At 72.0% G+C, this 24022-nt stretch carries 21 protein-coding genes; 12 read left to right on the top strand and 9 right to left on the bottom strand.

What is annotated here, in order from left to right; genetic code table 11:
- Positions 1-125 precede the first annotated feature (125 nt).
- From AB0A95_RS04610 to AB0A95_RS04590, 5 genes are all read right to left on the bottom strand, one after another.
- Positions 126-1523 carry a serpin family protein gene (locus tag AB0A95_RS04610; protein ID WP_357554209.1) on the bottom strand — a complete coding sequence of 466 codons (1398 nt, stop codon included), beginning with the start codon at positions 1521-1523 and terminating at the stop codon, positions 126-128.
- 4 nt (positions 1524-1527) lie between these two features.
- A complete protein-coding gene (locus AB0A95_RS04605; protein WP_357554207.1) occupies positions 1528-2265 on the bottom strand; it encodes a hypothetical protein in 738 nt (245 codons plus the stop codon).
- 72 nt (positions 2266-2337) lie between these two features.
- Complete coding sequence (locus tag AB0A95_RS04600) at positions 2338-2469, bottom strand: hypothetical protein (protein WP_357554206.1); 132 nt, start codon at positions 2467-2469, stop codon at positions 2338-2340.
- Positions 2470-2782: 313 nt separating this feature from the next.
- Positions 2783-2971, bottom strand: a complete 189-nt coding sequence (locus AB0A95_RS04595) for a hypothetical protein (RefSeq protein ID WP_357554205.1) — start codon at positions 2969-2971, stop codon at positions 2783-2785.
- A gap of 60 nt (positions 2972-3031) precedes the next feature.
- Complete coding sequence (locus AB0A95_RS04590; RefSeq protein WP_357554204.1) at positions 3032-3574, bottom strand: DinB family protein; 543 nt, start codon at positions 3572-3574, stop codon at positions 3032-3034.
- Between the two features lie 211 nt (positions 3575-3785).
- Here AB0A95_RS04590 and AB0A95_RS04585 point away from each other — a divergent pair, with 211 nt between their 5' ends.
- Together AB0A95_RS04585 and AB0A95_RS04580 are read left to right on the top strand one after the other, a co-directional pair.
- Positions 3786-4766 carry an ATP-binding cassette domain-containing protein gene (locus tag AB0A95_RS04585; protein WP_357554203.1) on the top strand — a complete coding sequence of 327 codons (981 nt, stop codon included), beginning with the start codon at positions 3786-3788 and terminating at the stop codon, positions 4764-4766.
- Positions 4763-5590, top strand: a complete 828-nt coding sequence (locus tag AB0A95_RS04580; RefSeq protein WP_357554202.1) for an ABC transporter permease — start codon at positions 4763-4765, stop codon at positions 5588-5590. The genes AB0A95_RS04585 and AB0A95_RS04580 overlap by 4 nt, the downstream gene beginning before the upstream one ends.
- 147 nt (positions 5591-5737) lie before the next feature.
- Here AB0A95_RS04580 and AB0A95_RS04575 read toward each other — a convergent pair whose 3' ends face one another.
- Positions 5738-6655, bottom strand: a complete 918-nt coding sequence (locus AB0A95_RS04575; protein WP_357554200.1) for a helix-turn-helix domain-containing protein — start codon at positions 6653-6655, stop codon at positions 5738-5740.
- Between the two features lie 71 nt (positions 6656-6726).
- Between AB0A95_RS04575 and AB0A95_RS04570 the strand changes: the two genes are divergently transcribed.
- Entirely contained in the window at positions 6727-7062 is a 336-nt protein-coding gene (locus tag AB0A95_RS04570) for a cupin domain-containing protein (protein ID WP_357554199.1), read from the top strand.
- A 50-nt stretch (positions 7063-7112) separates the two neighbouring features.
- Here AB0A95_RS04570 and AB0A95_RS04565 read toward each other — a convergent pair whose 3' ends face one another.
- Entirely contained in the window at positions 7113-10310 is a 3198-nt protein-coding gene (locus AB0A95_RS04565) for a BTAD domain-containing putative transcriptional regulator (protein ID WP_357554197.1), read from the bottom strand.
- A gap of 113 nt (positions 10311-10423) precedes the next feature.
- On the opposite strand from AB0A95_RS04565, the gene AB0A95_RS04560 reads away from it, so the two are divergent.
- The 6 genes from AB0A95_RS04560 to AB0A95_RS04535 all read left to right on the top strand — a co-directional run bounded on the left by AB0A95_RS04560 (position 10424) and on the right by AB0A95_RS04535 (position 17376).
- Positions 10424-11257: an ABC transporter ATP-binding protein gene (locus AB0A95_RS04560; RefSeq protein ID WP_357554196.1), complete on the top strand. Its 834-nt coding sequence runs from the start codon at positions 10424-10426 to the stop codon at positions 11255-11257.
- A 33-nt stretch (positions 11258-11290) separates the two neighbouring features.
- Complete coding sequence (locus AB0A95_RS04555) at positions 11291-12274, top strand: iron-siderophore ABC transporter substrate-binding protein (protein ID WP_357554195.1); 984 nt, start codon at positions 11291-11293, stop codon at positions 12272-12274.
- Between the two features lie 2 nt (positions 12275-12276).
- Positions 12277-14343 carry an iron ABC transporter permease gene (locus AB0A95_RS04550; protein WP_357554192.1) on the top strand — a complete coding sequence of 689 codons (2067 nt, stop codon included), beginning with the start codon at positions 12277-12279 and terminating at the stop codon, positions 14341-14343.
- Between the two features lie 27 nt (positions 14344-14370).
- A complete protein-coding gene (locus AB0A95_RS04545; protein ID WP_357554190.1) occupies positions 14371-15276 on the top strand; it encodes a siderophore-interacting protein in 906 nt (301 codons plus the stop codon).
- Between the two features lie 126 nt (positions 15277-15402).
- Positions 15403-16863 (top strand): SDR family NAD(P)-dependent oxidoreductase, encoded by a 1461-nt coding sequence (locus AB0A95_RS04540; protein WP_357554189.1) that lies wholly within the window; start codon positions 15403-15405, stop codon positions 16861-16863.
- 36 nt (positions 16864-16899) lie between these two features.
- The gene (locus AB0A95_RS04535) at positions 16900-17376 is read left to right on the top strand and encodes a heme-degrading domain-containing protein (RefSeq protein WP_357554187.1); all 477 of its coding nucleotides are present in this window, start codon (positions 16900-16902) and stop codon (positions 17374-17376) included.
- A 49-nt stretch (positions 17377-17425) separates the two neighbouring features.
- Here the strand turns inward: AB0A95_RS04535 and AB0A95_RS04530 are convergent, their stop codons facing one another.
- Positions 17426-18802 (bottom strand): FAD-dependent oxidoreductase, encoded by a 1377-nt coding sequence (locus AB0A95_RS04530; protein ID WP_357554186.1) that lies wholly within the window; start codon positions 18800-18802, stop codon positions 17426-17428.
- A gap of 501 nt (positions 18803-19303) precedes the next feature.
- On the opposite strand from AB0A95_RS04530, the gene AB0A95_RS04525 reads away from it, so the two are divergent.
- Positions 19304-20050: a serine hydrolase gene (locus tag AB0A95_RS04525; RefSeq protein WP_357554184.1), complete on the top strand. Its 747-nt coding sequence runs from the start codon at positions 19304-19306 to the stop codon at positions 20048-20050.
- Between the two features lie 97 nt (positions 20051-20147).
- On the top strand, positions 20148-21476 hold the full coding sequence (locus AB0A95_RS04520) for an alpha/beta hydrolase (RefSeq protein WP_357554182.1): 1329 nt from the start codon (positions 20148-20150) through the stop codon (positions 21474-21476).
- Between the two features lie 26 nt (positions 21477-21502).
- Here the strand turns inward: AB0A95_RS04520 and AB0A95_RS04515 are convergent, their stop codons facing one another.
- Positions 21503-22720, bottom strand: a complete 1218-nt coding sequence (locus AB0A95_RS04515) for an MFS transporter (protein ID WP_357554181.1) — start codon at positions 22718-22720, stop codon at positions 21503-21505.
- Positions 22721-22770: 50 nt separating this feature from the next.
- On the opposite strand from AB0A95_RS04515, the gene AB0A95_RS04510 reads away from it, so the two are divergent.
- Complete coding sequence (locus AB0A95_RS04510) at positions 22771-23865, top strand: ROK family protein (protein WP_357554179.1); 1095 nt, start codon at positions 22771-22773, stop codon at positions 23863-23865.
- The last annotated feature ends 157 nt before the right edge of the window (positions 23866-24022 follow it).

Here is a 24022-nt window from a genome sequence, read left to right as displayed (position 1 = left end):
GATCATGGAGTTGTGGTGCCGACTCTGGGGGTTTTACGGTCGTTCTGTTACCCACCACAACTCCATGATCGGCGCGGCAGTGCTGGTTGACGCACGGCCGTTCCACCTGACGCAACGGCGCCACTTCAGCTTCGTGGGTCAGTGACGGCGCCGAGGAAGAGGATGGTGCCGGTCTGCTGGTCGGAGATGGTGAAGGCGAACGGCCGATCAACGCGAAACACGGTCCGGTCCAGTCGCGCCGAGGTGACCATGGCCCCACCGGTGACGGCGGCCGCCTCTGTGCCGCGCTCGTCCACCCTGACGTAGGTCTTGTGCACGACCTTCTCCAGCGACGTAGCCCGGGGGGACATCGGTCGGAGATCGGCACTGCCCGGTGTGAACGCTTTGGACATGCCAAGCCGCTGGAGCGGACCGTTCAGCTCACCCTTCCACCGTAGTTCGAAGCGTGGCAGGGCGAGTTCGTCGATGGTCTGTTCGGTGAGGCTGTCGACGGCGGCGCGCCACTGGCTGGCGTCGAGCGAGCCGAGCAGGTTGGTCAGTGTGTTCCGCTCGTCGGGCAGCAGCACCTCCATGCCGTACCGACCGTGCTTGCCGTAGGGCAGGCGCAGCATGCGGTACCCGTCGCGTTGGGTGTAGCCGAACGCCTCGTCGTTGAGGTGCATCGTTGCCACGTCGACCTTCCCGCCGTCGGGAAGCGTGAACGGTTGCGGCCTGGTGTCGGCGCGGTCGAACTTCGTCTTCCACTCACCAAGGAAGTAGACGGCGTTGAGTAGGACGAGAACCGCGTCCGGGTCGGGCAGCCCCAGATCGGCGGCGATGCCACGAATGAGCCCGTTGGTGTTCTTCTTGGCCCAGGCGTCGATCGCGTCGGCCGCATCCGGCGAGCTGAGGTCGGCCTGCTCCACAGTGGCGCCGAAGGTGCGACGCACGAATGTCAGGTAGTCCTCCTCAAGCGGCTTGCCTCGATCGGCCCAGAGAGAGTCGGCGACCGAGAGCGTGACCTGGTCGGTATCGGCAAGCGTCCGGAGCAGCGCGCCGACTCTCACATCGCGCCGGTCGTCGAGGTGCAGCGTCCTGGCCATTTCCGTGGCCGTGTCGCCGTTCGTGCCGGCCAGGGCCATCGCCAGCAGCACTGCCACCGACAGCGGCGAGGTGATGGTGTTCTGCTTACCGTCCGCCGCCTCGCCGAACAGGTCGAACCCGAAGGCGTTGACCGCCTGACCCACTGCACGGGCATCGTGGGGATCGAGATTGGCCACGAGCTTCGCGTCGATGCGCGCTGCGTCGCCCGGCAGCGTCGATCGGCCACAACCTGCCAGCAGGACCGCGCCGGCAAGGAGGACCGCGCTGACCCGGGCGGGCAGGCTCGTGGCTAGGTGGGACATTGACATGGACATGGACACAGCTCCGCTCATCACTCCGTCACCGGTTCGACGCAGGCTTGCTCGACTCGGTTTCCCTGATGTCGGGGTGTCGCGGGCATCGGGATACCGCGTGTTTTTCGCGGAAGTCGAGTCGATCACCAGCTCACCGAGGCAGCGACTCCTGATCGGCCAGGACAATCACGTCGTCCGGGCTGGCCAACAGCGGCGCCGTCGCCGCGTCGGGCCACACGAGATAGCCCACCGGCGGACCCGACGACCCCCACGTGGCCCCGGTGATCGTGGCCAACCCCGCGTCGTCCGGCGTCCGGCGCAGGCGTACCCGGGTGCCCGGCGCGTGTCCGTCGTCGGCGACGATGAGCAGCGCGTCGAGGATCTGCCGGGCACCGGTGACGGGCAGCCCCGGCACGTACGGCTCGTCCGCGTATCCCAGACGCGGCGTCATCATCGTGCTCAGCAGCGCGGTCTGCCGGATCGCCTCCTGGCGGATCTGCCCGTCCACGCTGCGTTCGGCCACGGTCAACGCCTCCTGGATGCCCGACCAGAGCGCCAGCGGCTCCTGGTCGAGCAGTCGACGGGCCTCGCGGTCGACTTCGGCGCAGGCAGTGTCGAGCGCCGTGTCCTCGCCCAGCTCCGCGATCCAGGCCAGATCCCCCACCTCGGGCAGCAGCCCTGGCGACTCTGTCGCCACCACGATGTACAGCATCGCCAGCAGATCCTGCCGGCCCTCGCCGTGGTAGAGCGCGCCCACTCCGCTGCCCGTCCGCCCACGGCTGGGTGGGAACCGCTCGACGAGGTGCTGCGCGCGACCGGGTGGCAGGATCGCCGCCCGCCGCGTGTCCGACACCCGTGCCTCGAACGACCGCCGCTCGCGGCGTTCCACGAGCAGCTGGCGACGCGGGTCGAACCCGATCGGGTAGATCGTCCGCCCGTACCTGGCGAGGGTTTCGCCAGGTCACAGACCTACCGACTCAAGGTGGCGGGCGGCCACCGAGTAGGCGACACCGGTCTGGGCGGCGTGCTCCCGGATGGCGCGCTTGCGGGCACGTCCCGGGGCTGGGGCCCGCCGTGGTTGATGATCAGACATGACGCCTCCGGTGCAGCCCCACGCACTCCACCGAGCAGGCGGCGTGGCTGGCACGCCGGGAGTCGACACAGCGGCGCGGAGTCGGAGACTCTTGGCCCCAGCATGCGGTCGGGCGTGGGCCACCACATCGGGCGCGGGCAGGCGCTCTGCCGACGCCAGCATATCGCGACGTCGACAATCGGCGCGGCCGTGCGAGCGTCGGCCGCTCCGCGCGGCGGACGTCGAGTCCGCACCGCGGACCGGCCGACGCCGCGCGGTCACCTCGGGACGTGGAAGCGCGGGTACCCACCGACATCGAACGTCCGATTGCCGATCACCACGGCGCCGGTCGTGGCATGACGCTCTCGTACCCGCGCGGCGTCGACCCCGACCGGGGTGACGCCGTCTGCCGCCACAGCGCGCGATCACCGCCAACCTGGAACAGCCATTGGTGCAGCCGCTCGCCGCCTCCGCCCATCGGCTGTTCGCGGGTGCCGTCGGGGCCGTCCATCGACACGCTCATGCTCGACACCGTGCGGCCCCTCGGCCCTCCTTCACCCGCGGACAATCGCCCGACGGAGCGTCACGCTCCGTCCCGCCAGCGGTAGAGGTCGCGCAGCAGGGAAATCTCGGCACCGTGATGGATCAGCTCCCTGTTGACGTGCAGGACGATGCCCTCCATGGGAAACCGCTCGGGACCCACTGTGGGCGGATTCTCCAGGTCAACGTCCGAGAGTTCGCGGACCCCCGCGTCCCATCTCCCGTACATCTCGTCGAGCTGTTTCAGCGCCTCGTCGGCGGTCCCCGCGTAGGCGAGAGAGTCGGCCTCCTGGCCGCCGAAGTGCCATTCGACCCGATAACCCAGGCAGGAGACGATGATGTGCGCCAGCCGCCAGGCAATCGTGGTCACCGGCGCGGGCACCGGCTCAGGGGACGCGGAGTCCATCGTCCATTCCCCCGAACCTTCCGACATCGGTGCGGCCGACGTGCCACGTGGACGGATGCTCCAACAGCCACGCACCGGCTCCCAGAAGTACTCCTCATCGGAAAGACCGTCCAGCCGCGGCCGCAGGTTCTTCTGCCAGTGCCGGTCCAACTGGTCCGCGATTCGCTCGCTTCTTGTCACTTCCGCAACCTACGCCGCAGCGGGTGCGTGCGCACGCGGCTTGATCGACTCGGTTTTCTTGATGTCGCGGTGTCGCGGGTAGGTGGATAGCGCGTCTTTCGCGAAGTCGAGTCGATCACCGGGCGGGGCACGCCGACCCGCCCGCCGCCCGTGTCAGCCGGTGTCGGTGGCGTGTCGGGGCGGTGTCAGCCGAGCCGTGCAGGCTGGGCGCATGACAGCTGACCTGGTGATCGAGGCCGAGGGCCTCGTGAAGACGTTCGGGAAGACGAGGGCGCTACAGGGCGTGGACCTCGCCGTTCCCCGCGGGACGGTGCTCGGGGTGCTCGGCCCCAACGGCGCCGGCAAGACCACCGCCGTACGCATCCTCTCCACCCTGCTGGCCCCGGACGGCGGAACCGCCCGGATCGGCGGTTTCGACGTGGTACGGGACGCCGAGCGCGTTCGGCAGAGCATCGGCCTCACCGGCCAGTACGCCTCGGTCGACGAGGACCTGACCGGGCGGCAGAACCTGGAGCTGTTCGGCACCCTGCTGGAGCTGGGGCGCACCGGCGCGCGGAAGCGGGCCGCCGAGCTGCTCGACTGGTTCGACCTGACCGAGGCCGCGAACCGGCCGGCCAAGACCTACTCCGGCGGCATGCGGCGGCGGCTGGACCTGGCCGCCAGCCTCGTCGGCTCCCCCGATGTGATCTTCCTGGACGAGCCGACCACCGGACTCGACCCGGCCAAGCGCGAGGACATGTGGAACGTGGTCCGCTCGCTTGTCGGCAACGGCTCGACGGTCCTGCTCACCACCCAGTACCTGGAGGAGGCCGACGCGCTCGCCGACGCGATCACGGTGATCGACCACGGCCGGGTCATCGCGCACGACACGCCGGACGGGCTCAAGCGGGTGGTCGGCGGGCAGACCCTGGAGGTCCGGCCCTCGGACGTGGCGCAACTGCCCCGCACCGCGGAGATCCTGACCCAGGTCGGCTCCGGCGCGCAGGCCGACGAGATCCGCAAGGGCGTGCTCGCGGTGCCGGTCAGCGACGACTCGGCCCTGACCGAGAGCGTCGCGCGGCTCGCTACCGCCGGCATCGCGGTCACCGAACTCTCCCTGCACCTGCCGAGCCTCGACGAGGTGTTCTTCACCCTCACCGGGCGTACGGCATCCGACGACGACACCACCCGCCCCACGGAGGTCGCGGCATGAGCACTCTGATCGACACGGCACCCACGAAGAGCCGGGCACTGTCGACAACGGCCCCGAACCCGCGGCCGTTCCGGCTGGTCCGGCACTCGTTGGCGCTCGCCAAGCGCAGCCTGATCAAGACCTGGCGTACGCCCGAGGCGCTCATCGACGTCACACTGCAACCGGTGCTGTTCCTCATCATCTTCGTGTACGTCTTCGGCGGCGCGGTCGCCGGTTCGACCCACGACTACCTACAGTTCCTGCTGCCCGGCATCCTGGCGCAGACGATCGCCACCGGCGCCATCGCGATCGGCGTCAACCTCAACACCGACATCGCGAAGGGCATCTTCGACAGGTTCCGGTCGCTGCCGATCCCCCGCTCCGCACCACTTGTCGGCGCGGTTCTCGGCGACGTCGTCCGGTACGTCATCGTCACCGTGTCGACCCTCGCGATCGGCTACGTGCTGGGTTTCCGGATCGAGACCGACCTGTTCCGGGCGATCGCCGGGTGCCTGCTCGCGGTGCTGTTCGCGCTCTGCCTGAGCTGGCTGCCGGTGCTGGTGTCGATGAAGGTGCGCACCGCGGGTGCCGTGCAGGGCGTGATGTTCGCGCTGATCATGCCGTTGAGCTTCGCGTCGAACGTGTTCGTCGGCGCCGACACCCTGCCCGGCTGGATGCAGGCGTTCGTGGACGTCAACCCGATGACCCACCTGGTGGCGTCGGTACGCGGACTGTTCCTCGGCACCCCACTCGGCAACCACGTCTGGTGGACGCTCGCCTGGTGCGCCGGCTTCGTGGCGCTGTTCATGCCGCTGGCGCTGCGCGCGTACCGCAAGAAGATCTGACCTGGTCACGGCGTCGGCACCTCGACCTGCCGGCGCCGTGGCCCGATGCCGGTGCGGCTGGGTGCACCGCCGACGGCAGGCCGCGTCAAAGCGGTGGCGACCTCGTGTTCCGGCGTGAGCGTACCGATCAGGGGTGTGCGGTTGTCGTCACGGGACGCGTGCTGCGCGCCGGTAGGCGCTCGGGGTCATGCCCAGCCGCGCGTGGAACCGGCGGCGCAGGTTGACAGCCGAGCTGAGGCCGACGCGCGCCGCGATCACCTCGACGGACAGATCTGTGTGCTCGAGCAGGGTGCGCGCCTCGGCCACTCGGCGCGACAGCAGCCAGCCACCCGGACTCGTGCCGAGGTGGCGGGCGAAGCGCCGGGCCAGCGTGCGCGGCGAGACACCGACGTACGCGGCCATGTCCTGCACGGACAACGACGTGCCGAGGCGCGCGCCGGCCCAGTCGAGCAGTCCGTCGAGCGCGTCCCCCGCGGACGCAGGGGGCGCCTCGCGGTGCGGCGGCATCGCCATGTGCTGGGCGAGGAGGGCAGCATGAGCCGCTCCGTGGTCCTGCTGGACCAGGTGCAGGCACAGATCGATGCCCGCGCCCGCACCGGCGCTGGTGGCGACGTCACCGTGGTCCACATAGAGCCGGTCCTGCTCCACGCGGACCCGGGGGAACTCTCGTCGGAGCTGTTCGGCGCGTCCCGGATGGGTGGTGGCCGAGCGGCCGTCCAGCAGGCCGGTGCGGGCGAGGGCGAACACTCCGGAACAAATCGTCACCAGCCGCGCTCCACGCGCGTGTGCCCGCAGCAACGCGTCGTGCACCCGATCCGACAGCGGCGCCTCGACGGGCGCCCAACCCGGGATGATCACGGTGCCCGCGCGCTCCAGCGCCGCCAGGTCGCGCGACACCGACATCGCGTACCCGGCCGATGTCGGCACCAGACCCGGCGTCTCCGTGCACACCTCGAACTCGTAGTGCTGGGGCACCCCGGCCCGTTTCGTGCCGAAGACCTCGACGGCACAGCCGAGCTCGAACGTCGACTGCACCGGCCGGACCAGCGCCACCACACGATGCATGGCAGGAAAATACCCCATGCTGTCCGCACGGGCTCTGGGCTGCGGGGATCACCGCCCGCACCCTGAGAGGCATGCATCCCGAGATTCTCGCGCAGGAGGGCTACGCCTTCGCCCGCGTCGACCAGGCACCGATCCAGGAACTCTTCCCCGGGGTCCGGCACCGCCCGCTGTGGACCGGCCCGAACGGCGCCCACGCAGGCGTACTGGAAATGGACCCGGGCAGCTCCTGGCCACGCCGCGACGTCCACGAGCCGGGCCCGGAAGAGGTCTTCGTGCTGGCTGGCACCTTCCACGACGGGGCACGTGACCATCCCGCCGGGACGTTCCTGCACGCCCCGGCCGGTTCCTGGCACGTCCCCGCCACCACCAGCGGCTGCACGCTGTTCCTCTTCTACCCAGCCGGCTGATACGGCCGTTCGTGCCGGCCGGCGGGCTGCTCCTGCCCGTCCCCGCCGACCTAGCCGTCGTGTCGCTCCGACGCGAGCAGGTCGTCCATCAGTTCGCGGATCCGGCTGACGGCCGCGGCGGCCGGCCGCTCACGCCACGCGGCCAGCAACGGCTCACGCTGCTCCTCGTCGCCGAGGATGGCGTTGAGCCGTTCGCCGTTTTCGAAGGGGAAGAACATCTCGATCTGGGTGCCGATCCGCTTGGCGAGGATGGCCAGTTCGCGGGCCGTGTCGACGTCACCCCGGTAGGCCGAGAGTTCCGCGCCGCCCGACGCCCACGCCCCGATCACCGGCAGGTCCCGCGAGGTCAGCGCATCGTCGCGGGCGAGCGACAGCATCGCGGTCGCCTGGGCCGTGACGTCGTTGCCCGACACCCGCCCGGCCTGGGCCACCCGCAGGTAGATGATCGCCGCCGTGGCCCGGAGCATCACGCGCGGCTGCGGCTGCGGCCCGACCCAACCGGCGAGGATGCGCGTCACCTCGTCGGCGTAGGCGAGCGTCTCGTCGTACCTGTCGCGCTGCCAGGCGAGGTGCGCCAGTCCGAGCAGCGCCTGCGCGGCGTCGATCTGCTCGGCCTGACCCAGCGCGGCCGTCTCGCCCAGTCGCCGCTCCGCCTCCGCGTCGCCGGTGAGGGCGAGTTGCACGTCCAGTCGGACCCGGATCGACCGGGCGTCCTGCGTGGCACCGACCAACTCCATGTGGTGGACGCTGCGGGTCAGCCACTCGGCCGACCGGGCATCCCCGCTCGGGACCAGGAACTGCCCCACGGCACCCGCCGCCATCGCCATGCCCCAGTGGTCGCCGGCCGCCTCGAAGCGGTGGTACGCCTGCTCGGCGTCGCCGATCGACGCTTCCGGCAGGCCGCCGTTCTCCCGGACCGCGGCGCGCGCGAACAGCCCCAGCCCCTGCACGTACGGGTCCGGGTGCGCGACCATCTCGGTCGCGCTCTTCAGGCTCTGCTCCAGGTCGGACGCGTCGAAGCCGGGCAGCGCCGAGGCGAGAGCGGTCAGCCGGGGCGACACCCCGGCGGGACGTTCGGCCAGCAACGTCCGCAGCGCCCGCCGGGCGAGCACGGCGGGCCGCAGATCGCCGCTGACGCCGGCGTTGACGCTGATCACCAGGCACATCCAGGCCAGCCGCTCGGCGTTGGGCAGTGGCCGCCCGCTGGCCGCCCCCCGCTGGATCGCCGAGCGCGGCCGCCGCTGTGGGTCGTCGATGTGCAGCAGCCCGCGCGCCCAGGCCAGGACCTCCAGGTGCAGGCCACGCACCGACCAGAGGTGGAACAGCGCGGTGGCGACGTCGACGGCGGCGGGCTCGTCGTCCGCTCCCATCGCCCACCGCAGGGCCACGACCAGATTGTCCTGCTCGGCGGCGCACCGGTGCAGCGCCTCGACCTGTCCGGGGCCGATGAAGCGGCCGGCGAGCGCGACGGCCTGCTCCCGCGCCCACCCGACCAGGCCGGCCATGGCCTGATCCCGGTCGCCGGCCGCGTCCAGCCGGGCCTCGCCGTACTCGCGGACCGTTTCGAGCATCCGGTAACGCGGCGGACCGTCGCCCTCGACAAGTGTCAGCAGGGACTGTTCCACGAGTGTCGCCAGGCCACGACGCACATCGGGAGTCTGCGCGACGGCGGCGGCGAGGTCGGCGGTGAACGGCGCGGGGATGACCGCGACCCGTTGGAGCAACTCGCGGTCGTCCGCGGCGAGCAGTTCCCTGCTCCAGTCGACAAGCGCCCACAGGCTCGCGTGCCGCTCCGGCAGGCCGCGTAGGGCGTCGTCGAGCAGCGCGAACCGGTCGGTCAGCCCGGCGAGCACGTCGTCGATCGGCATGTGCCGCAGCCGCGCGGCGGCCAACTCGAGTGCCAGCGGCAGGTTGTCGAGGCGGTGACACAGGGCCAGCACCCGCTCGGCGTCCCAGGTCAACACCGCACCGCCGGCCCGCGCGCGGGACTCGACAAGCGCGAGCGCGTCAGTGTCCGGCAAGGCGGTCAGCCGGTGCACCAGTTCGCCGGCCAGACCCAACGGGGCCCGGCTCGTGGCGAGCACCGCGACCTCCGGGGACGTCACCGCGACCAGGTTCGCGACGACGGCCGCCACGGCGTCGAGGACGTGCTCGCAGTTGTCCAGCACCAACAGCCCGTCGAGGTCGGGCGCGACGGCGCGCAGCCGCTCCTCGGGGTTCAGCACCCGCCGTTCCAGGCCCAGGTTGGCGCCGGTCGCAGTGGTGTCCGCACCGCCCAACGCGGCGAGCACCGTGGGCAGCACCTCCTCGGGCGAGCGCAGGCCGGCGAGTTCGATCACGCGCACCGACCGCCCGGCCGCGGCGGCGCGGCTCGCCACCTCGGCGGCGAGCCGGGTCTTGCCCGCGCCACCGGTCGCCACGATCGTCACCACGGGTGTCTCGGCGAGCGCGTCGGCGACGGCGACGGCGTCCCGTTCCCGGCCGACGAGGGCGGTCATCGGCCGACGCCAGGCGGCGGGCAACGCGATCCGCAGCGGTTGCCGGGGCGCCGCGGCGACGGGTGGGGCGGTGAGTTCACCACGCAGCAGCGCCAGGTGGGCCTGTGCGATCACGGGCGACGGGTCGGTGCCGTACCGGTCGGCCAGCTCGGCCCGGAGTCGCTCGACCACCTCCAGCGCCTCCGCCTCGCGGCCCTGGGCGGCGAGCACCCGGACGAGCAGGGCGGCCGACGGCTCGTCCGGGGGCGTACGCGCGACGAGCCGGCTCAGGTCGACCTCGTCGAACGCACCCACACCGGCGAGTGCCGCCTGCGCGCGCAGCGCCGTGACATCCGCGAACAGGCGGGTGTCCTCGCTGGTGACCAGCTCCGGGACCGCGGGGAACAGGGCACGTGCCTGATCGGCCAAGCCGCGGGCGACACGGACATCGCCACAGTGGAACACGGTGCGCGCCCGGTCGACGAGCGCCCGCGCCTCGACCGCGTCGACGGTGACCTCCTCGGCGGGCAGCCGGTAGCCGCCCGGCACCGCGACCACGGGCAGCCCGAGACGACGCACCCGGGACACCAGGGCCTGGACGGCGCCGGTCGCGTCGTCGGGCGGCGTGCCGTCCCAGACGGCGTCCACGAGCAGACTCGTGGAGACCGCCCGCCCCCGCGCGTCGACGAGGGCGCGGATCACCGTCGCGAGCCGTTCACCCCGAACGGGACGGCCGTCGACGGCGAGTGGGCCGAGGGTCGCGATCTGCACTGACCCAGCATCCCCCACGCGCGCCCGGGCCCGACGCCCACCGGTCCGCCAGGCTGGCCACGGCCCCGCGACCGGCTTGACAGGCCATCATTCGGTTAGGTTAGCCTAACCTCATGCAGAACGAGTTGGCGTCGGTCAACGGGGAGCGCAGCCTGTCCGGCGTCGACCTCCACCTGGGCTATCACGGTGTGCCGGTGGTGCACGGCGCCGCGATCGACCTCCGCGCGGGTGCCGTGACCGCACTTGTCGGGCCGAACGGCAGCGGCAAGTCCACACTGCTGCGGGCGCTGGCCCGACTGCACCCGATCGAGGCCGGAATCGTGCACCTCGCCGACGGCGTCACAGCCGCCAGCCTCGCGGCCCGGGAGTTCGCCCGGCGGGTCACCCTGCTCGCCCAGAGCAGGCCGGTGCCCAACGGGGTCACCGTCCGTGACGTCGTGGGGTACGGCCGCCACCCCTACCGGGGGCGCTGGCGCGGCGAGGACCCGCACGGTCGGACCGCCATCGCCCGTGCCATGGACGTCACCGGCGTCGCGGCGATGGCCGATCGTCCGGTCGACGAACTCTCCGGAGGTGAGTTGCAGCGGGTCTGGCTGGCCACCTGCCTGGCCCAGGACACCCCGGTGCTGCTGCTCGACGAGCCCACCACGTTTCTCGACCTGCGTTACCAGGTGGAGATCCTCGACCTGGTCCGTGACCTCGCGAACGATCACGGCGTCGCCGTCGGCGTCGTGCTGCACGACCTCAACCAGGCAGCCGCCGTGGCGGACGAGGTGGTCCTGTTGCACAGGGGCCGGGTCCGTGCCACCGGCACCCCGGCTGCGGTCCTCACCGAGGACGCCCTCACCGAGACCTACGGGATCCGCATCGAGGTGACCACCGATCCGCTCAGCGGACTTGTCACCACCCGCCCCGTCGGGCGACACCAGATCCGCGCCCTGGTCTGAACACCCCTATCCACAGCAGAAGAAAGACCCGTCATGACCCGTACCCGATTCACCGCCCTTCTCGCCGTCGTGGCCGCGCTGACGCTCGGCGCCTGCGGCACCACCGAGACCGCCGCGTCCCCCGAGACCTCCCCCTCGGCGGCCGGCGGCCCGGTCACCCTCACCGACAGCCGGGGCAAACAGGTCACCCTCAAGGCCCCGGCGACGAAGGTCGTCGGGCTGGAGTGGGGCGAGGTCGAGATGCTCGTCAGCCTGGGCGTCATGCCCGTCGGTGTCGCCGACCCCAAGGGCTACGGCACCTGGGTCACCGCCGCGAAGCTCGACCCGGGCGTCAAGGACGTCGGCACCCGCGGCGAGCCCAGCGTCGACTCGATCGTCGCCCTCCAGCCCGACCTCGTCGTGATGGAGGACGACCGGGGCGGCAGCCTGGTGAGTCAGCTGGAGAAGTTCGTTCCCGTCGTGGTCGCCAAGGGCAGTGACGCCACCGACAACCTCGGCCGGATGCGCACCGACCTCACCATGATCGCGAAGGCGGTCGGCAGGACCACCGAGGCGGACAAGCTGCTCACCGACTTCGACGCGGCAATCGCCGCCGGCAAGAAGAAGATCACCGACGCGGGTGCGGCCGGCCGGCCGTTCGCCATCGCCGACGGCTGGAAGGAGGGCAGCACCGTCAGCATCCGGATGTTCGGCAAGGGCGCGCTGGTCTCCCAGATCGGCATCCAGCTCGGCCTCACCAACGCCTGGACCGGCAAGACCGACGAGGTGTGGGGCCTGGGTCAGACCGACGTCGAGGGCATGACGGTGCTCAAGGACCCGAACCTGCGCCTCTTCTACAGCGCCTCCGACGGTGACGACGTGTTCGCCGACGGTCTCGCCGGCAACGCCATCTGGAAGTCGCTGCCCTTCGTGCGGCAGGGCAACCTGCACAAGATGCCCAACGGCATCTGGACCTTCGGCGGGCCGCTGTCCGGCAAGCAGTACATCGACGAACTCGTCAAGACGTACGCGGTGTGAGCGTGCTCAGCGCACCCCCACGCCCGGCCGCGCCCCGCGTCGCCGTCGTCTTCGTCGCCGCGACCCTGCTGCTGCTCGTGGTCGGCGCGGTGCACCTCACCCAGGGCACCTCGAACGTCGGCGCCCTGGACCTGCTGCGGCTCGCCACCGGCACCGACGACGAGGCGGCCCGTGTCCTGCTCGCCGCCCGGCTGCCCCGGCTGCTCGCCGGGCTGGCCATCGGCGTCGCGCTCGGGTTCGCCGGCGCCGCGTTGCAGTCGGTCGCCCGCAACCCGCTCGCCTCCCCCGACACCCTCGCGGTCAACGCCGGCGCGCACCTGGCGATCGTCTCGGTGGCCGCGTTCGGCGTCTCGCTGCCCGCGCTGCCCGCCGGCGGTCTCGCCTTCTGCGGCGGGCTGGCCGCCGCCGGTCTGGTGCTGGCGATGTCCTCCGGTGGGCAGGCCGGCACCACCCGGCTGATCCTCGCCGGCTCGGCGACCGCGCTGGCGCTCGGGTCGGTGACCACCCTGCTGCTACTCCTGTTCGAGCAGGCCACCATCGGGCTGTTCGCCTGGGGCAACGGCTCGCTGGTGCAGAGCGACCTGAGCGCGCTGACCCAACTCGCCCCGGTGATCGCCGGCGCCATCGTCGTGCTGGTCCTGCTCGGGCACCGCCTCGACATCCTCGCCCTCGGCGACGACACCGCCACGGTGCTCGGCCTCGACGTGCGGCGTACCCGGCTCACCGTCATGGTGCTGGCCGTGCTGCTGTCCGCCGCGGCCGTCACCCTCACCGGCCCGGTCGGTTTCGTCGGCCTGTGCGCCCCGGTGATCGTCCGGCTGCTCGGGCCCGTGGTGCCGGGGGTGCACAGGCACCGCATCCTGCTGCCGTTGTCCGGCATCGCCGGCGTCATCATCGTGCTCGGCTCGGACGTGCTGCTGCGCGCCGTGCTGGGTGGGCAGGCCGGGGTGGACATCCCCACCGGCGTGGTCACCACCCTGTTCGGCGCGGCGATCCTGATCTGGCTGGCACGCCGGCACCGCGACGCCGGCCCCACCCGCCGCCCGCCCGGCGGCCACGCGGCCGTCCGCACCGCCGCCTTCCACCGGGGCGTCGTCGCCGTCACCGCCGTCCTGACCGTCTGCGCGGTCACGGTCGGCATGCTCGCCGGCGACACCTGGGTGCTGCTCGGCGACGTCGTCAACTGGGTCAACGGGAGCACCGGGCCCGCGTACACCTTTGTGCTGGACCAGCGGTGGCCGCGCGTCGCCGCGGCGGTCCTGGCCGGTGCGGCGCTCGCGGTCGCCGGCACCACTGTGCAGGCGGTCTGCCGCAACCCGCTTGCCGAACCCGGCATCCTCGGCATCACCGCAGGCGCCGGGCTCGGCGCCGTCTCCCTGCTCACGTTCGTGCCGCTGGCCGGGGTGTGGGCCGTCTCCGGCGTCGCCGGGCTCGGCGCGATGCTGGCGTTCGCCCTCGTCTACGGCCTGGCCTGGCGCGGCGGGCTCAGCTCCGACCGGCTGGTGCTGATCGGCTTCGGCGCCTGGCAGGGCGGCATGGCGGTCATTACCTACCTGGTCGTCGCCTTCGACCCGTGGAACACCGGCAAGGCGCTGACCTGGCTGTCCGGCTCCACCTACGGTCGGCTGCCCACCCAGGTGCTGCCGGTGCTGATCGCCCTGCTGGTGCTCACCCCGGCAGTGGTCGCCGCCCGTCGCGAACTCGACCTGCTGGCCCTGGACGACGACACCCCCCGGGTGCTGGGCGTCCGGCTGGAACGCACCCGGTTGATCGCGCTCGGCGCGGCGGCGCTGCTCACCTCCACCGCTGTCTCGGCCGTCGGGGTCATCGGCTTCGTCGGCCTGGTCGCCCCGCACGCCGCGCGGGCGCTCGTCGGCGGGCGGCACTCCCGGGTGCTCCCGGTGGCAGCCCTGCTCGGCGCGGCGCTGGTCAGCATCGCCGACACCCTCGGCCGGACTGTCATCGCCCCGGCCCAGATCCCCGCCGGCCTGGTCACCGCCATGATCGGCGCACCGTACTTCGTCTGGCTGCTGTGGCGCTCCCGCGCCGTGGCGAGCACCACCCGGTAGACGCCGGCCCGAGTCGAGAGAGGCACCATGACCACCGAGACCCTGCCCATCGCGCCGTACCGGGTGTTCGTCGTCACCGTCCGCGCGGTACGCCGTCTCAGCCCGTCCTTCACCCGCGTGACCTTCACCGGAGCGGACCTCGACCGCTTCGCCGACAACGGTGACGACCAGCGGATCAAGCTGGCGTTGCCGCTGCCCGGTGAGCGCGGGGTGGATCTTCCCCAGGATGCGGACTGGTACGCGACCTGGCGGGCCCTGCCCGAGCACCGACGCCCCCCGATCCGTACCTACACCGTGCGGGCCGTCCGACAGCACCTGGCCGAGGTCGACGTCGACCTGGTGCTGCACGGCGACAGCGGGCCGGCGACACGCTGGGCGCGGCGGGTGAGCGAGGGCGACCAGATCGCCATCGTGGGGCCGGACTCCGGCTACGACGGTGACCACGGCGGCGCCGAGTTCCGGCCGTCGGCCGGGAGCAGCCTGCTGTTGGCCGGGGACGAGACGGCCGTGCCGGCGATCGCCAGCATCTGCGAACGACTCCCCCGCACCGCCCGGGGCGTCGTCCTGCTGGAGGTGCCCCACGGCGACGACGTGCTGCCGTTGGCCGCGCCCCCCGGCGTCGACGTGCGCTGGCTGCCCCGAGGCGACGACGCCCACGGCAGCCGACTGGTGCCCGCCGTCACCGTGGCGGCGGGGGAACTGCTGGCCCCGGACGCGGCGGCCACCGAGCCGGTCGCGGACGTGGACGTCGACACCGAGATCCTGTGGGAGGTTCCCGACGAGGTGACCGCGACCCCGCTGTACGCGTGGCTCGCCGGGGAGGCCGGCGTCATCCGGAACCTGCGCCGACACCTGGTCACCGAGCGGGGCCTGGACCGGCGCGCGGTGGCCTTCATGGGCTACTGGCGTCTCGGCCGCGCCGACGACGCCTGAGACGGGCGCCGCCGGAGACCTGTCTACGCGGGGTGCGTCGCGGGCCACCTGGTGCGTACAGTTTCGGGTCGGAGTTGGGGCGGGCCGGCTGGATCCGGCACGGGAAACGGGACGAGACACAGACACATGACGGTGGACAACATTACCGAAAACGGTCAGGACGGCATTGACCGCGACCGGCTGGAGGCCTGCCTCGGTGTCTTCGAGGCGTTGGAGGCCCTGCCCTCCGACCACCCGGACGTGGTGCGGGTGCAGCGGGCCACCGCCCGGCTCTACAAGGTGATCAAGCAGAGGCGGCGTGAGGAACGGCGGGATGCCATCCTCGCGGCCGACCGGGCGGTGACGGAGGCCACCGCCACCGGCGCCCCGGGGCGGATCGACGACGAGACCCAGGGCATCCCGCTCGCGTCGTCCGCCGCGGGCGAGACCGCGGGTTTCCTGCACAACCCCCGCGGCTGCTACGTGTGCAAGCAGCGCTACCGCGAGGTGGACGCCTTCTACCACCAGCTCTGCCCGTCCTGCGCCGCGCTCAACCGGGAGCGCCGCGACGCCCGTACCGACCTGACCGGCCGGCGCGCGCTGCTCACCGGTGGCCGGGCGAAGATCGGCATGTACATCGCGCTGCGGCTGCTGCGCGACGGCGCGCACACGACGGTGACCACCCGGTTCCCGCACGACGCGGTGCGCCGGTTCGCCGCCATGCCCGACAGCGGGGACTGGCTGCACCGTCTGCGCATCGTCGGCATCGACCTGCGCGACCCCGCCCAGGTGATCGCCCTCGCCGACTCGGTCAGCAGCCAGGGCCCACTGGACATCCTGATCAACAACGCGGCGCAGACCGTTCGCCGCTCCCCCGGGGCGTACGCGCAGCTCATCGCCGCCGAGGCCGCGGCCCTGCCGGACGGTCCGCTGCCGGAGCTGATCACGTTCGCCAAGCCGGACGGTCCGAGCGGCCCGGTGGGCAGCCTGACCGCCGGGCCGCAGTCCACAGCGCTCACCCCGCACGCGCTCACCGCGCTGGCACTCACCAGCGGCTCCGCCTCGCCGGAACGGATCGCCGCGTCCACGGCCATCGACGCCGGTGGTCTCGTGCCCGACCTCGACTCGGTCAACAGCTGGGTCCAGCGGGTGCAGGAGGTCGACCCGGTCGAGCTGCTCGAAGTGCAACTGTGCAACGTCACCGCGCCGTTCGTGCTGGTCAGCCGACTGCGGCCGGCGATGGCCGCCGCGTCGGCCCGCCGCAAGTACGTGGTGAACGTGTCGGCGATGGAGGGCCAGTTCGGCCGCGGCTACAAGGGGCCGGGGCACCCGCACACCAACATGGCCAAGGCCGCGTTGAACATGCTGACCCGCACCAGCGCACAGGAGATGCTGACCGACGGCATCCTGATGACGAGCGTCGACACCGGCTGGATCACCGACGAACGCCCCCACCCGACGAAGATGCGGCTGGCCGACGAGGGATTCCACGCCCCGCTGGACCTGGTGGACGGCGCGGCCCGGGTGTACGACCCGATCGTCCGCGGCGAGTTGGGCGAGGACCTGTACGGCTGCTTCCTGAAGGACTACGCGCCCTGCGCCTGGTGAGCACCGACACGATGAGTTCCGACGAGGAGAAGACCCATGGCAACTGATCCGGAAGCATGGCCGACGCTGGACGAGCTGCTGCGCGAGGAGACCGAGCTGGAGCTCGCGGGCCTGTCCGAGACGGACGCGTACGAGCTGGGGCAGCTCGCCGTCGCCGCCGCGAGGGACCAGCGGCTGCCGGTCTCGGTGGGCGTGTGGCGGGCCGGGCGTCAGCTGTTCCACTGTGGCCTGCCCGGGTCGACGGCGGACAACGACGGATGGCTGCGCCGCAAGGGGCGGGTGGTGATGCGGTTCGAGCACTCGTCGCTCTACATGGCCCGGTTGTGCCAGGACAAGCAGGTGACGCTGGCCGAGAAGTTCGGTCTGCCGGCCTCCCGGTACGCGGCGGCCGGCGGTGCGGTGCCGCTGCGCGTACGCGGCACCGGCGTGGTGGGCTGGGTCGGTGTCTCCGGACTTCCCCAGCTGGAGGACCACCGATTCGTCGTCGACATCCTGCGTAAGCTGCCCCGCTAAGGCCTGTCAGAGCCCTCGGCCGGCCGGGGGCTCTGACACCCGCCCCACGTCAGCGGGCGCGACGGTTGGCCCGCAGTGCGCCGACGAGCACGCCGGGCCGGGCCAGCGTGAGTGGGTGCTCCCGCATGGAGACGACCTCGTTGAACCGTCGCGCGATCGCCACGTCGGTGACGGTCGCGGCGAGGATCTGCTGGCTGGCCCAACTGGTGACCCGATATCCGCGCGGATAGGGCCCGTCGACGTGGGGCAGCGCCAGGTCGGCGGAGGTCGACGTCGACCACGCGGCGTCGACCACGACCTTCTGCAACGCGAGATACTCGCGCGCGGGGGCGGTCAGGTCCGGGCCGGTGCGCAGGTACGTCGACAGGCAGGCCGCGTGCAGGGCCGCCGCCGTCATTCCCTGCCCGTACACCGGGTTGAACGACGCGACGGCGTCGCCCACGCTGACCAGCCCGCCCGGGAACCGCCGCAGCGCGTGGAAGTCGCGCCGTCGACTGTCGGCATGGTGGTAGGTCTGAACGTCGCCGAGCATCTGCTGGCCGGCGACCTCACCGAACTCGGGTGGGAACTGCTCCCGTAGTCGGCGGACGAAGTCCTCCGCGGTGGCGCCGGGACGATGGTCACCGTAGCCGGCCATCATGGCCATCCACCGATCGTCCTCGATGGCGAAGAACGCGGCGCCGGCCACGTCCGAGGACATCTTCGGGGTGTGCAGCGCCAGGACGACAGGGGGTGCCTCGGCCGTGTCCGGGCGGCGGAACAGGGCCGTCGCGTAGTTGAGGTGTACGGTCATCCGCCGCGTGGCCGGCCGGTCCCAGCCGGCCTGCTCCAGCCAGGCCGACAGTCTGCTCGACCGCCCCATGGCGTCGACCACGAGGTCACCGCTCTCCACACCGGGCGACCCACCGACGTCGTAGCGGACCCCGGTGACCACGGTGCCGTCGAACACGAGACCCGTGGCACGGGCGGTGACCGTCTTGACGTTGGGCAGTCGCAGCACCTGTTGGCGGATCAGCCCCTCCAGGAGCGGCCGGCTGCCCGCCAGGCTGTCGGCGTCGTCGGGGACGACGACCCGCAGGCGACCGTCGAGATAGTTGCGCCTGGCCGGGGGTGGCGCCTCGACCGCCCCGCGCGCCACTGCCGCCTCGCGGAAGCCCGGAAACAGCCGCTCCAGCTGCAGGAAGCCGCCGGGCAGCAGCGCGTGCAGCTGCGTCCCCTGGGGTACGCCGGGACGCGCGCCGCTCACCTGCGGGTCGTCCCGGTCGATGATGACGACGCTGTCGGCGTAGTCGGAGAGCACGCGGGCGGCCAGCAGACCGGCGACACTGCCGCCGACAACGACTGCCCTGCCCAGGACCGGGGAGGGCTGATCGGGGGGTCGCACCGCGTTCAGCTCGGCGAAGACGCGGGCGCGGCTGAGGGACATCGTGCTCTCCAAGGGTATGGATGGTCGTTCGGTGTGACGCCCGCCGATCGTCGCACAGGCACCGCCTATTTACCGAACGTGTCTGCATGGTGACCATGTGTTGACGGCCGGAGAGACGTGCCAGCGGTCGAGGGCTCGGTTGGCGCACGTCGATGTCAGCTGTCACGATTCCCGGCATGCCCGTTGCGCGTCGTGCCCTGCTCGGGGCCGGCCTGGCCGCCGCGACCTCCACCCTCACCGGCTGCGGTGCGGACGGCGGACCGAAGCCGGGGCCGGGCGGTCCCGGTGACGCGGTGACCGCGACCGACGCCGCCGGCAACCGGGTGGGGTTCGGCGCGGCCGGCAACGGCGCGGCCCTGTCCGGCTCGCCGAGGGCCACCGCGGCGCCGAGTGGTGCTGCCGGGCCAGCCGGCCAGGCCCGCTACGCGCAGGGCGTGACGGCCCTGCTCCGCAAGCACCTGCCCGCCACACCGCAGACCGTGGCGCACAAGGGCTTCCCGGGTGCCGTCGCGGTCGTCCTGGTCGACGGCCCGCTGGAACGCCGTGCTCACCACCGGGCTGGTCGCCGGCGCCGTGCCCGGGGACACGTTCCGCTACTCCAGCGTCGGGCTCATGGTCGCCGGCAAGATCGTCGAGAGGGTCACCGGCCAGCGGCTCGACCAGGCGCTCAACAGCAACCTCGCCGGCCCGCTGGGCCTGCGCGACACCGGCTTCAACCCCGACACCTGGTTGTCGGGCACCGCCAGGGCCAGTCGACTCGTCGCCACCGACGCCCGATCGTCGCGGGGTCTGCTCCGTGGCACCGTCCACGACGACGTCGCCAACCACCTCGGTGGCGTCGCCGGTCACGCCGGCGTCTTCGCGACCGCCACCGATCTCGCGGTCATCGGTCAGCTGCTCCTCGACGGAGGCACCCACCAGGGCCAGCGGATCCTCGCCGCGGCGACAGCGCGCCGGATGCTCGCCAACCACAACGCCGGAAAACCCGCTGTCGACCCGGAGCGGCCCCACCGGACCGCCGCCCACGGCCTCGGCGTCGTTCTCGACCAGAGCTGGTTCATGGGCCGGCTCAGCTCGGCCCGGACCTTCGGTCACACCGGCTTCGCCGGCCCCTCACTCCTGGTCGATCCCCGCCGCAGGCTCGTCCTCGCCCTGCTCACCAACCGCGCGCACCCCAACTGGAGTTGGTCGAACCCCGATCCGGTCCGCGCGGCGGTCGGCGACCTGCTCGCCAAGGAGGTCAACTGACCGAGAGCCGACCGGAAGGTGTGGACCGCCGGCCCCCACCCTGACACGATAATTGCGCTAGTAGTGCAAATACTTCGTCGCTCAAGGTGGAGGACCGATGCACACATCTCGCCGCAGAACGCTCTGCGCACTGGCCGGGCTCGCGCTCGCCGCCAGCCTGTCCGTCGCCCCGGTCCCGCGTCCCGCCGAGGCCGCCGCCGCGCCGACGTACCGTCCGGTGGTCTTCGTGCACGGCAGCGCCGGATCGGCCGCGCAGTTCCAGACCCAGGCCAAGCGTCTCGCCAGTAACGGCTACCCGATCGACATCATCGAGGCCCACGAGTACGACTCACCGAACATCGCCACGATCCTGCCCCAGGTGTACGCGGGACTCGACGCGCGGATCTCCCGCCTACTGGCGGCCACCGGCGCGGATCGCGTCGACCTGCTCGCGCACTCGCTGGGCACCTACCTCACGCAGGGCTATCTCAACAGCTCACCGGCGCGCGCCGCCCGGGTGGCGCACTACGTCAACCTGGACGGACGCACCGCGACGGCCACGCCCGGCGGTGTGCCCACCCTCGCGATCTGGGGTGAGGGTGACCCGTCGCGTGCCATCGTCGGCGCGACGAACGTGCACCTCCCCGAGCAGTCGCACACCCAGACCGTGTCGTCGCCGGAGTCGTTCGGCGAGATCTTCCGATTCCTGCGCGGTCGCGCGCCGCACACCACGCGGATCGTGCCGCAGCTCTTCGGCACGGCCCAGGTCTCCGGCCGCGCGGTGCTCTTCCCGAGCAACGCGGGCGTCACCGACGCGACACTCGAGGTCTACCCGGTCGACTCGCTGACCGGCGGCCGGCTGTCACAGCGGCCCGCGCACCGGATCCCCCTGAGCGGCGACGGCTCGTTCGGCCCCGTCCCGGTCCTCGCCACGGCCCGCCACGAGTTCGCGATCGTGCGCCCGGACGCGGCGACGCACCACTTCTACGTCCAGCCGTTCCTGCGCTCGGACTCGTTCCTGCGCCTGGCGACGGGCGTGCCCGGCGAGGGCCTCAGCGCGCTCGTCGACACCAGCGACCGGCACACGGCGCTGACCATCCAACGCCAGAAGGAGTGGTGGGGCGACCAGGGCGACGCGGGCGACAGCCTCTGGATCAACGGCAGGGACGTCCTGAACGCGGCGAACACGCCACGCGTCAAGCGGACGATCGCCATCTTCGCCTTCGACGCCGGCAGCGACGGCGTGACCGAGCTGACCGCCCCGTTGCCGGAGTTCTTCAGCCAGACCTTCATCACCGGCGTGGACCTGTTCATCCCGGCCACTCCGGCGCACCTCGGCCTCGTCGGGATCACAGTGGGTCAACGCGGTGGCGGCTACGAGGTGGTCAACGTGCCCAACTGGAGGTCGAGCAGCCATCGGGTGACGGTGACCGTCGACGACTTCTGACCAGAGCCACGCGTGGTCCGGCCACCTCAGCCCGCGACGGTGGCCGGGACCCGCTCGCGCGTCCGTCGGCCGACGGCGAAGCTGACCAGCCCCAGGGCCAACCCGATGATCCCGAGGACCACTCCCACCCGGGCGGGTGCCAGATAACCGAGCCCGGCGGCGATGGCGACACTGCCCAGGGCGGCACCCAGGCTGTTCGCGATGTTCATGGCCGACTGGTTGACCGCCGCACCCATCAACTGCGCCCCCGGTGCGACGGTGATCAGGCGCGCCTGTAGGACCGGGCCGAGGTAGAGGCTCGTCGCACCGACCAGGAACGCGCCCCCGAACAACCCGACCCGGGTCGACGCGACGAGGCTGAACGCGGCGATGCTCACGATCATCGCGACGAACCCGATGACCATGCTCCGCCGCAGGTCGCGGTCCGCGAACCAGCCACCGAGCGCGTTGCCGACGGTCATGCCGAGACCGACCGCGACGAGCACCCACGGCACCGTCGCGGCGGAGAGCCCGGCGACGTCGGTGGTGACCGGTGCGATGTAGCTGTCCACCGCGAAGAACCCGGCGAAACCGACAGCACCGGTCGCGGCGACCAACCAGACCTGCGGGGTTCGCAGCGACCGCAACTCGGCGGCCGGCGACCCGTCGACCGCCGCGGCCACCTCCGGGACGACGGCCAGCACCGCCAGCAGCGTGAGCACGAACACACCGGCGATGACCAGGTACGCGACGCGCCAGCCGGCCGCCTGCCCGAGCCGCGTGATGAGGGGTACGCCGACCACGTTGCTCACGGTCAGGCCGCTGAGCACTGTGGCGAACCCCCGGGCCTCGTTACCGGGGCCCATCAGCGTCGCCGCGAGCAGACCGGCCGCTCCGAAGTACGCGCCGTGCGGAAGCGCCGCCGCGAACCGGGCCACCAGCACCAGGTCGAAGGTGGGGGCGATCGCGGACCCGACGGTGCCGACGGCGAAGAGCACGAGCAGTCCGAGCACGAGCCTCTTGCGGGGCAGGCGCGCGCTCAGCGCGGCGATCAGGGGCGCGCCCACGACCACGCCGAGCGCGTACGCGGTGATCATCCAGCCGGCTCGCGCGACCGCTCCCGCCGACGACTGGGCGTACTGCGGCGCGAGCAGATCGCGCGCGATGTCGGGCAGCAGGCCCATCGCCACGAACTCGGTGAGGCCGATGGCGACGCCGCCCAGTGCCAGGGCGACAAGCGCCGCCACCCGTCGACCACTGCTCATCCCGATCACCGAGAAAATTTAGCAACAGCGTTGCGTAATAGGGTGGTGAGATGACTCGCATCACCGCGGACGTCAGATTCCTGCGCGGCTACAACCAGGCGCTGGTCATGGCGGTGGGGCGTACCGCCCGACGGTTCGAGCGGTCGACAGTTGTCGAGGCGACCGGCCTGACCCCACAGGCGGTCTCCAAGGTCATCGCCCGGCTGAGCGCCGCGGGACTGATCCGTCCCACCGACGTCCGGCGGCCGGGCGTCGGCAAGCCCGCTGTCGTCTACGAACTCGTCCCCGACAGCCGGTACGCGATCGGCGCCCACGTCGCCCGTCGCACGCTGCGGCTGGTCCTGGTCGACCTCGCCGGCACCGTGCGGCACTCCGCGGTCAGCCCCCTGCCCGGCGACTTCACCCCGCCGCAGCTCCTCGACGCCCTACGGTCCGGCATCGACGCGATGGCCGGCGGCCCCGACCTGCGCGGCCGACTCACCGGCGTCGGCATCGGCATGATCGGCCCACTGGATCACGCCCACGGCCTGGTTCGCGGCGCGCACGGCCTGCGGCACTGGCACGACGTGCCGCTGCGCGAGATCGCCGAGAAGCACCTGGGCCTGCCCGTCCACCTCGACAAGGACGTCACCGCGGGGATCACTGCCGAAGCCTGGCGACACGGCGCGACGTTCGGCGACGCGGCACTCATCATGATCGAGTCTGGGATCGGCGGAGGCTTCTGGCTGGGTGGCGCGGCCCACCGGGGCGCGCACACCAACGCGGGAGAGTTCGGCCACACGGTCGTCGACCTGGACGGCCCCCGCTGCGTCTGCGGCCGACACGGATGCCTGGAGATCGTGCACCAGCACGCCGCCGACGCCGGAGACATGGCACGTGCGGCCCGTGTCGTGGCGGTGGGCGTCGTCAACCTGCTCCAGACCCTCGACCTCGCCCACGTGGTGCTGGCGGGAGCGGATCTCCTCCGACACCCGGACACCTATCTCCCGGCGGTCACCGCGGCCGTCCAGGCGGACGCGCGACGCGCGAACTGGCTCAGCACGCGGGTCACCCTGTCCAGCCTCGGCGCGGACGCCATCGCCGCCGGCGCCGCCATGCAGATCCTCGACCAGCACTACGGCATCCCGGAGCTTGCCCCGACCTGACCGCCGGCACCGCGGTTGGCCCTCACGTCGATCCCGGCGCTTCCCGCGCGCCGACACCGCCCCTAGGTTCTGTCTCGCGGATCATGAATCTCGCTCGTTAGACCCGTTGTGGCACGAGGCGATCTGACGAATCACGAGTGGGCTGTGCTGGCGCCGT

Origin of the sequence: Micromonospora sp. NPDC049230 (genome assembly GCF_040647875.1) — a bacterium.
Taxonomy (GTDB): Bacteria; Actinomycetota; Actinomycetes; order Mycobacteriales; family Micromonosporaceae; genus Micromonospora.
Note: the sequence above shows the minus strand (reverse complement) of the source record. Positions and strands in the feature narration are given on the sequence as shown.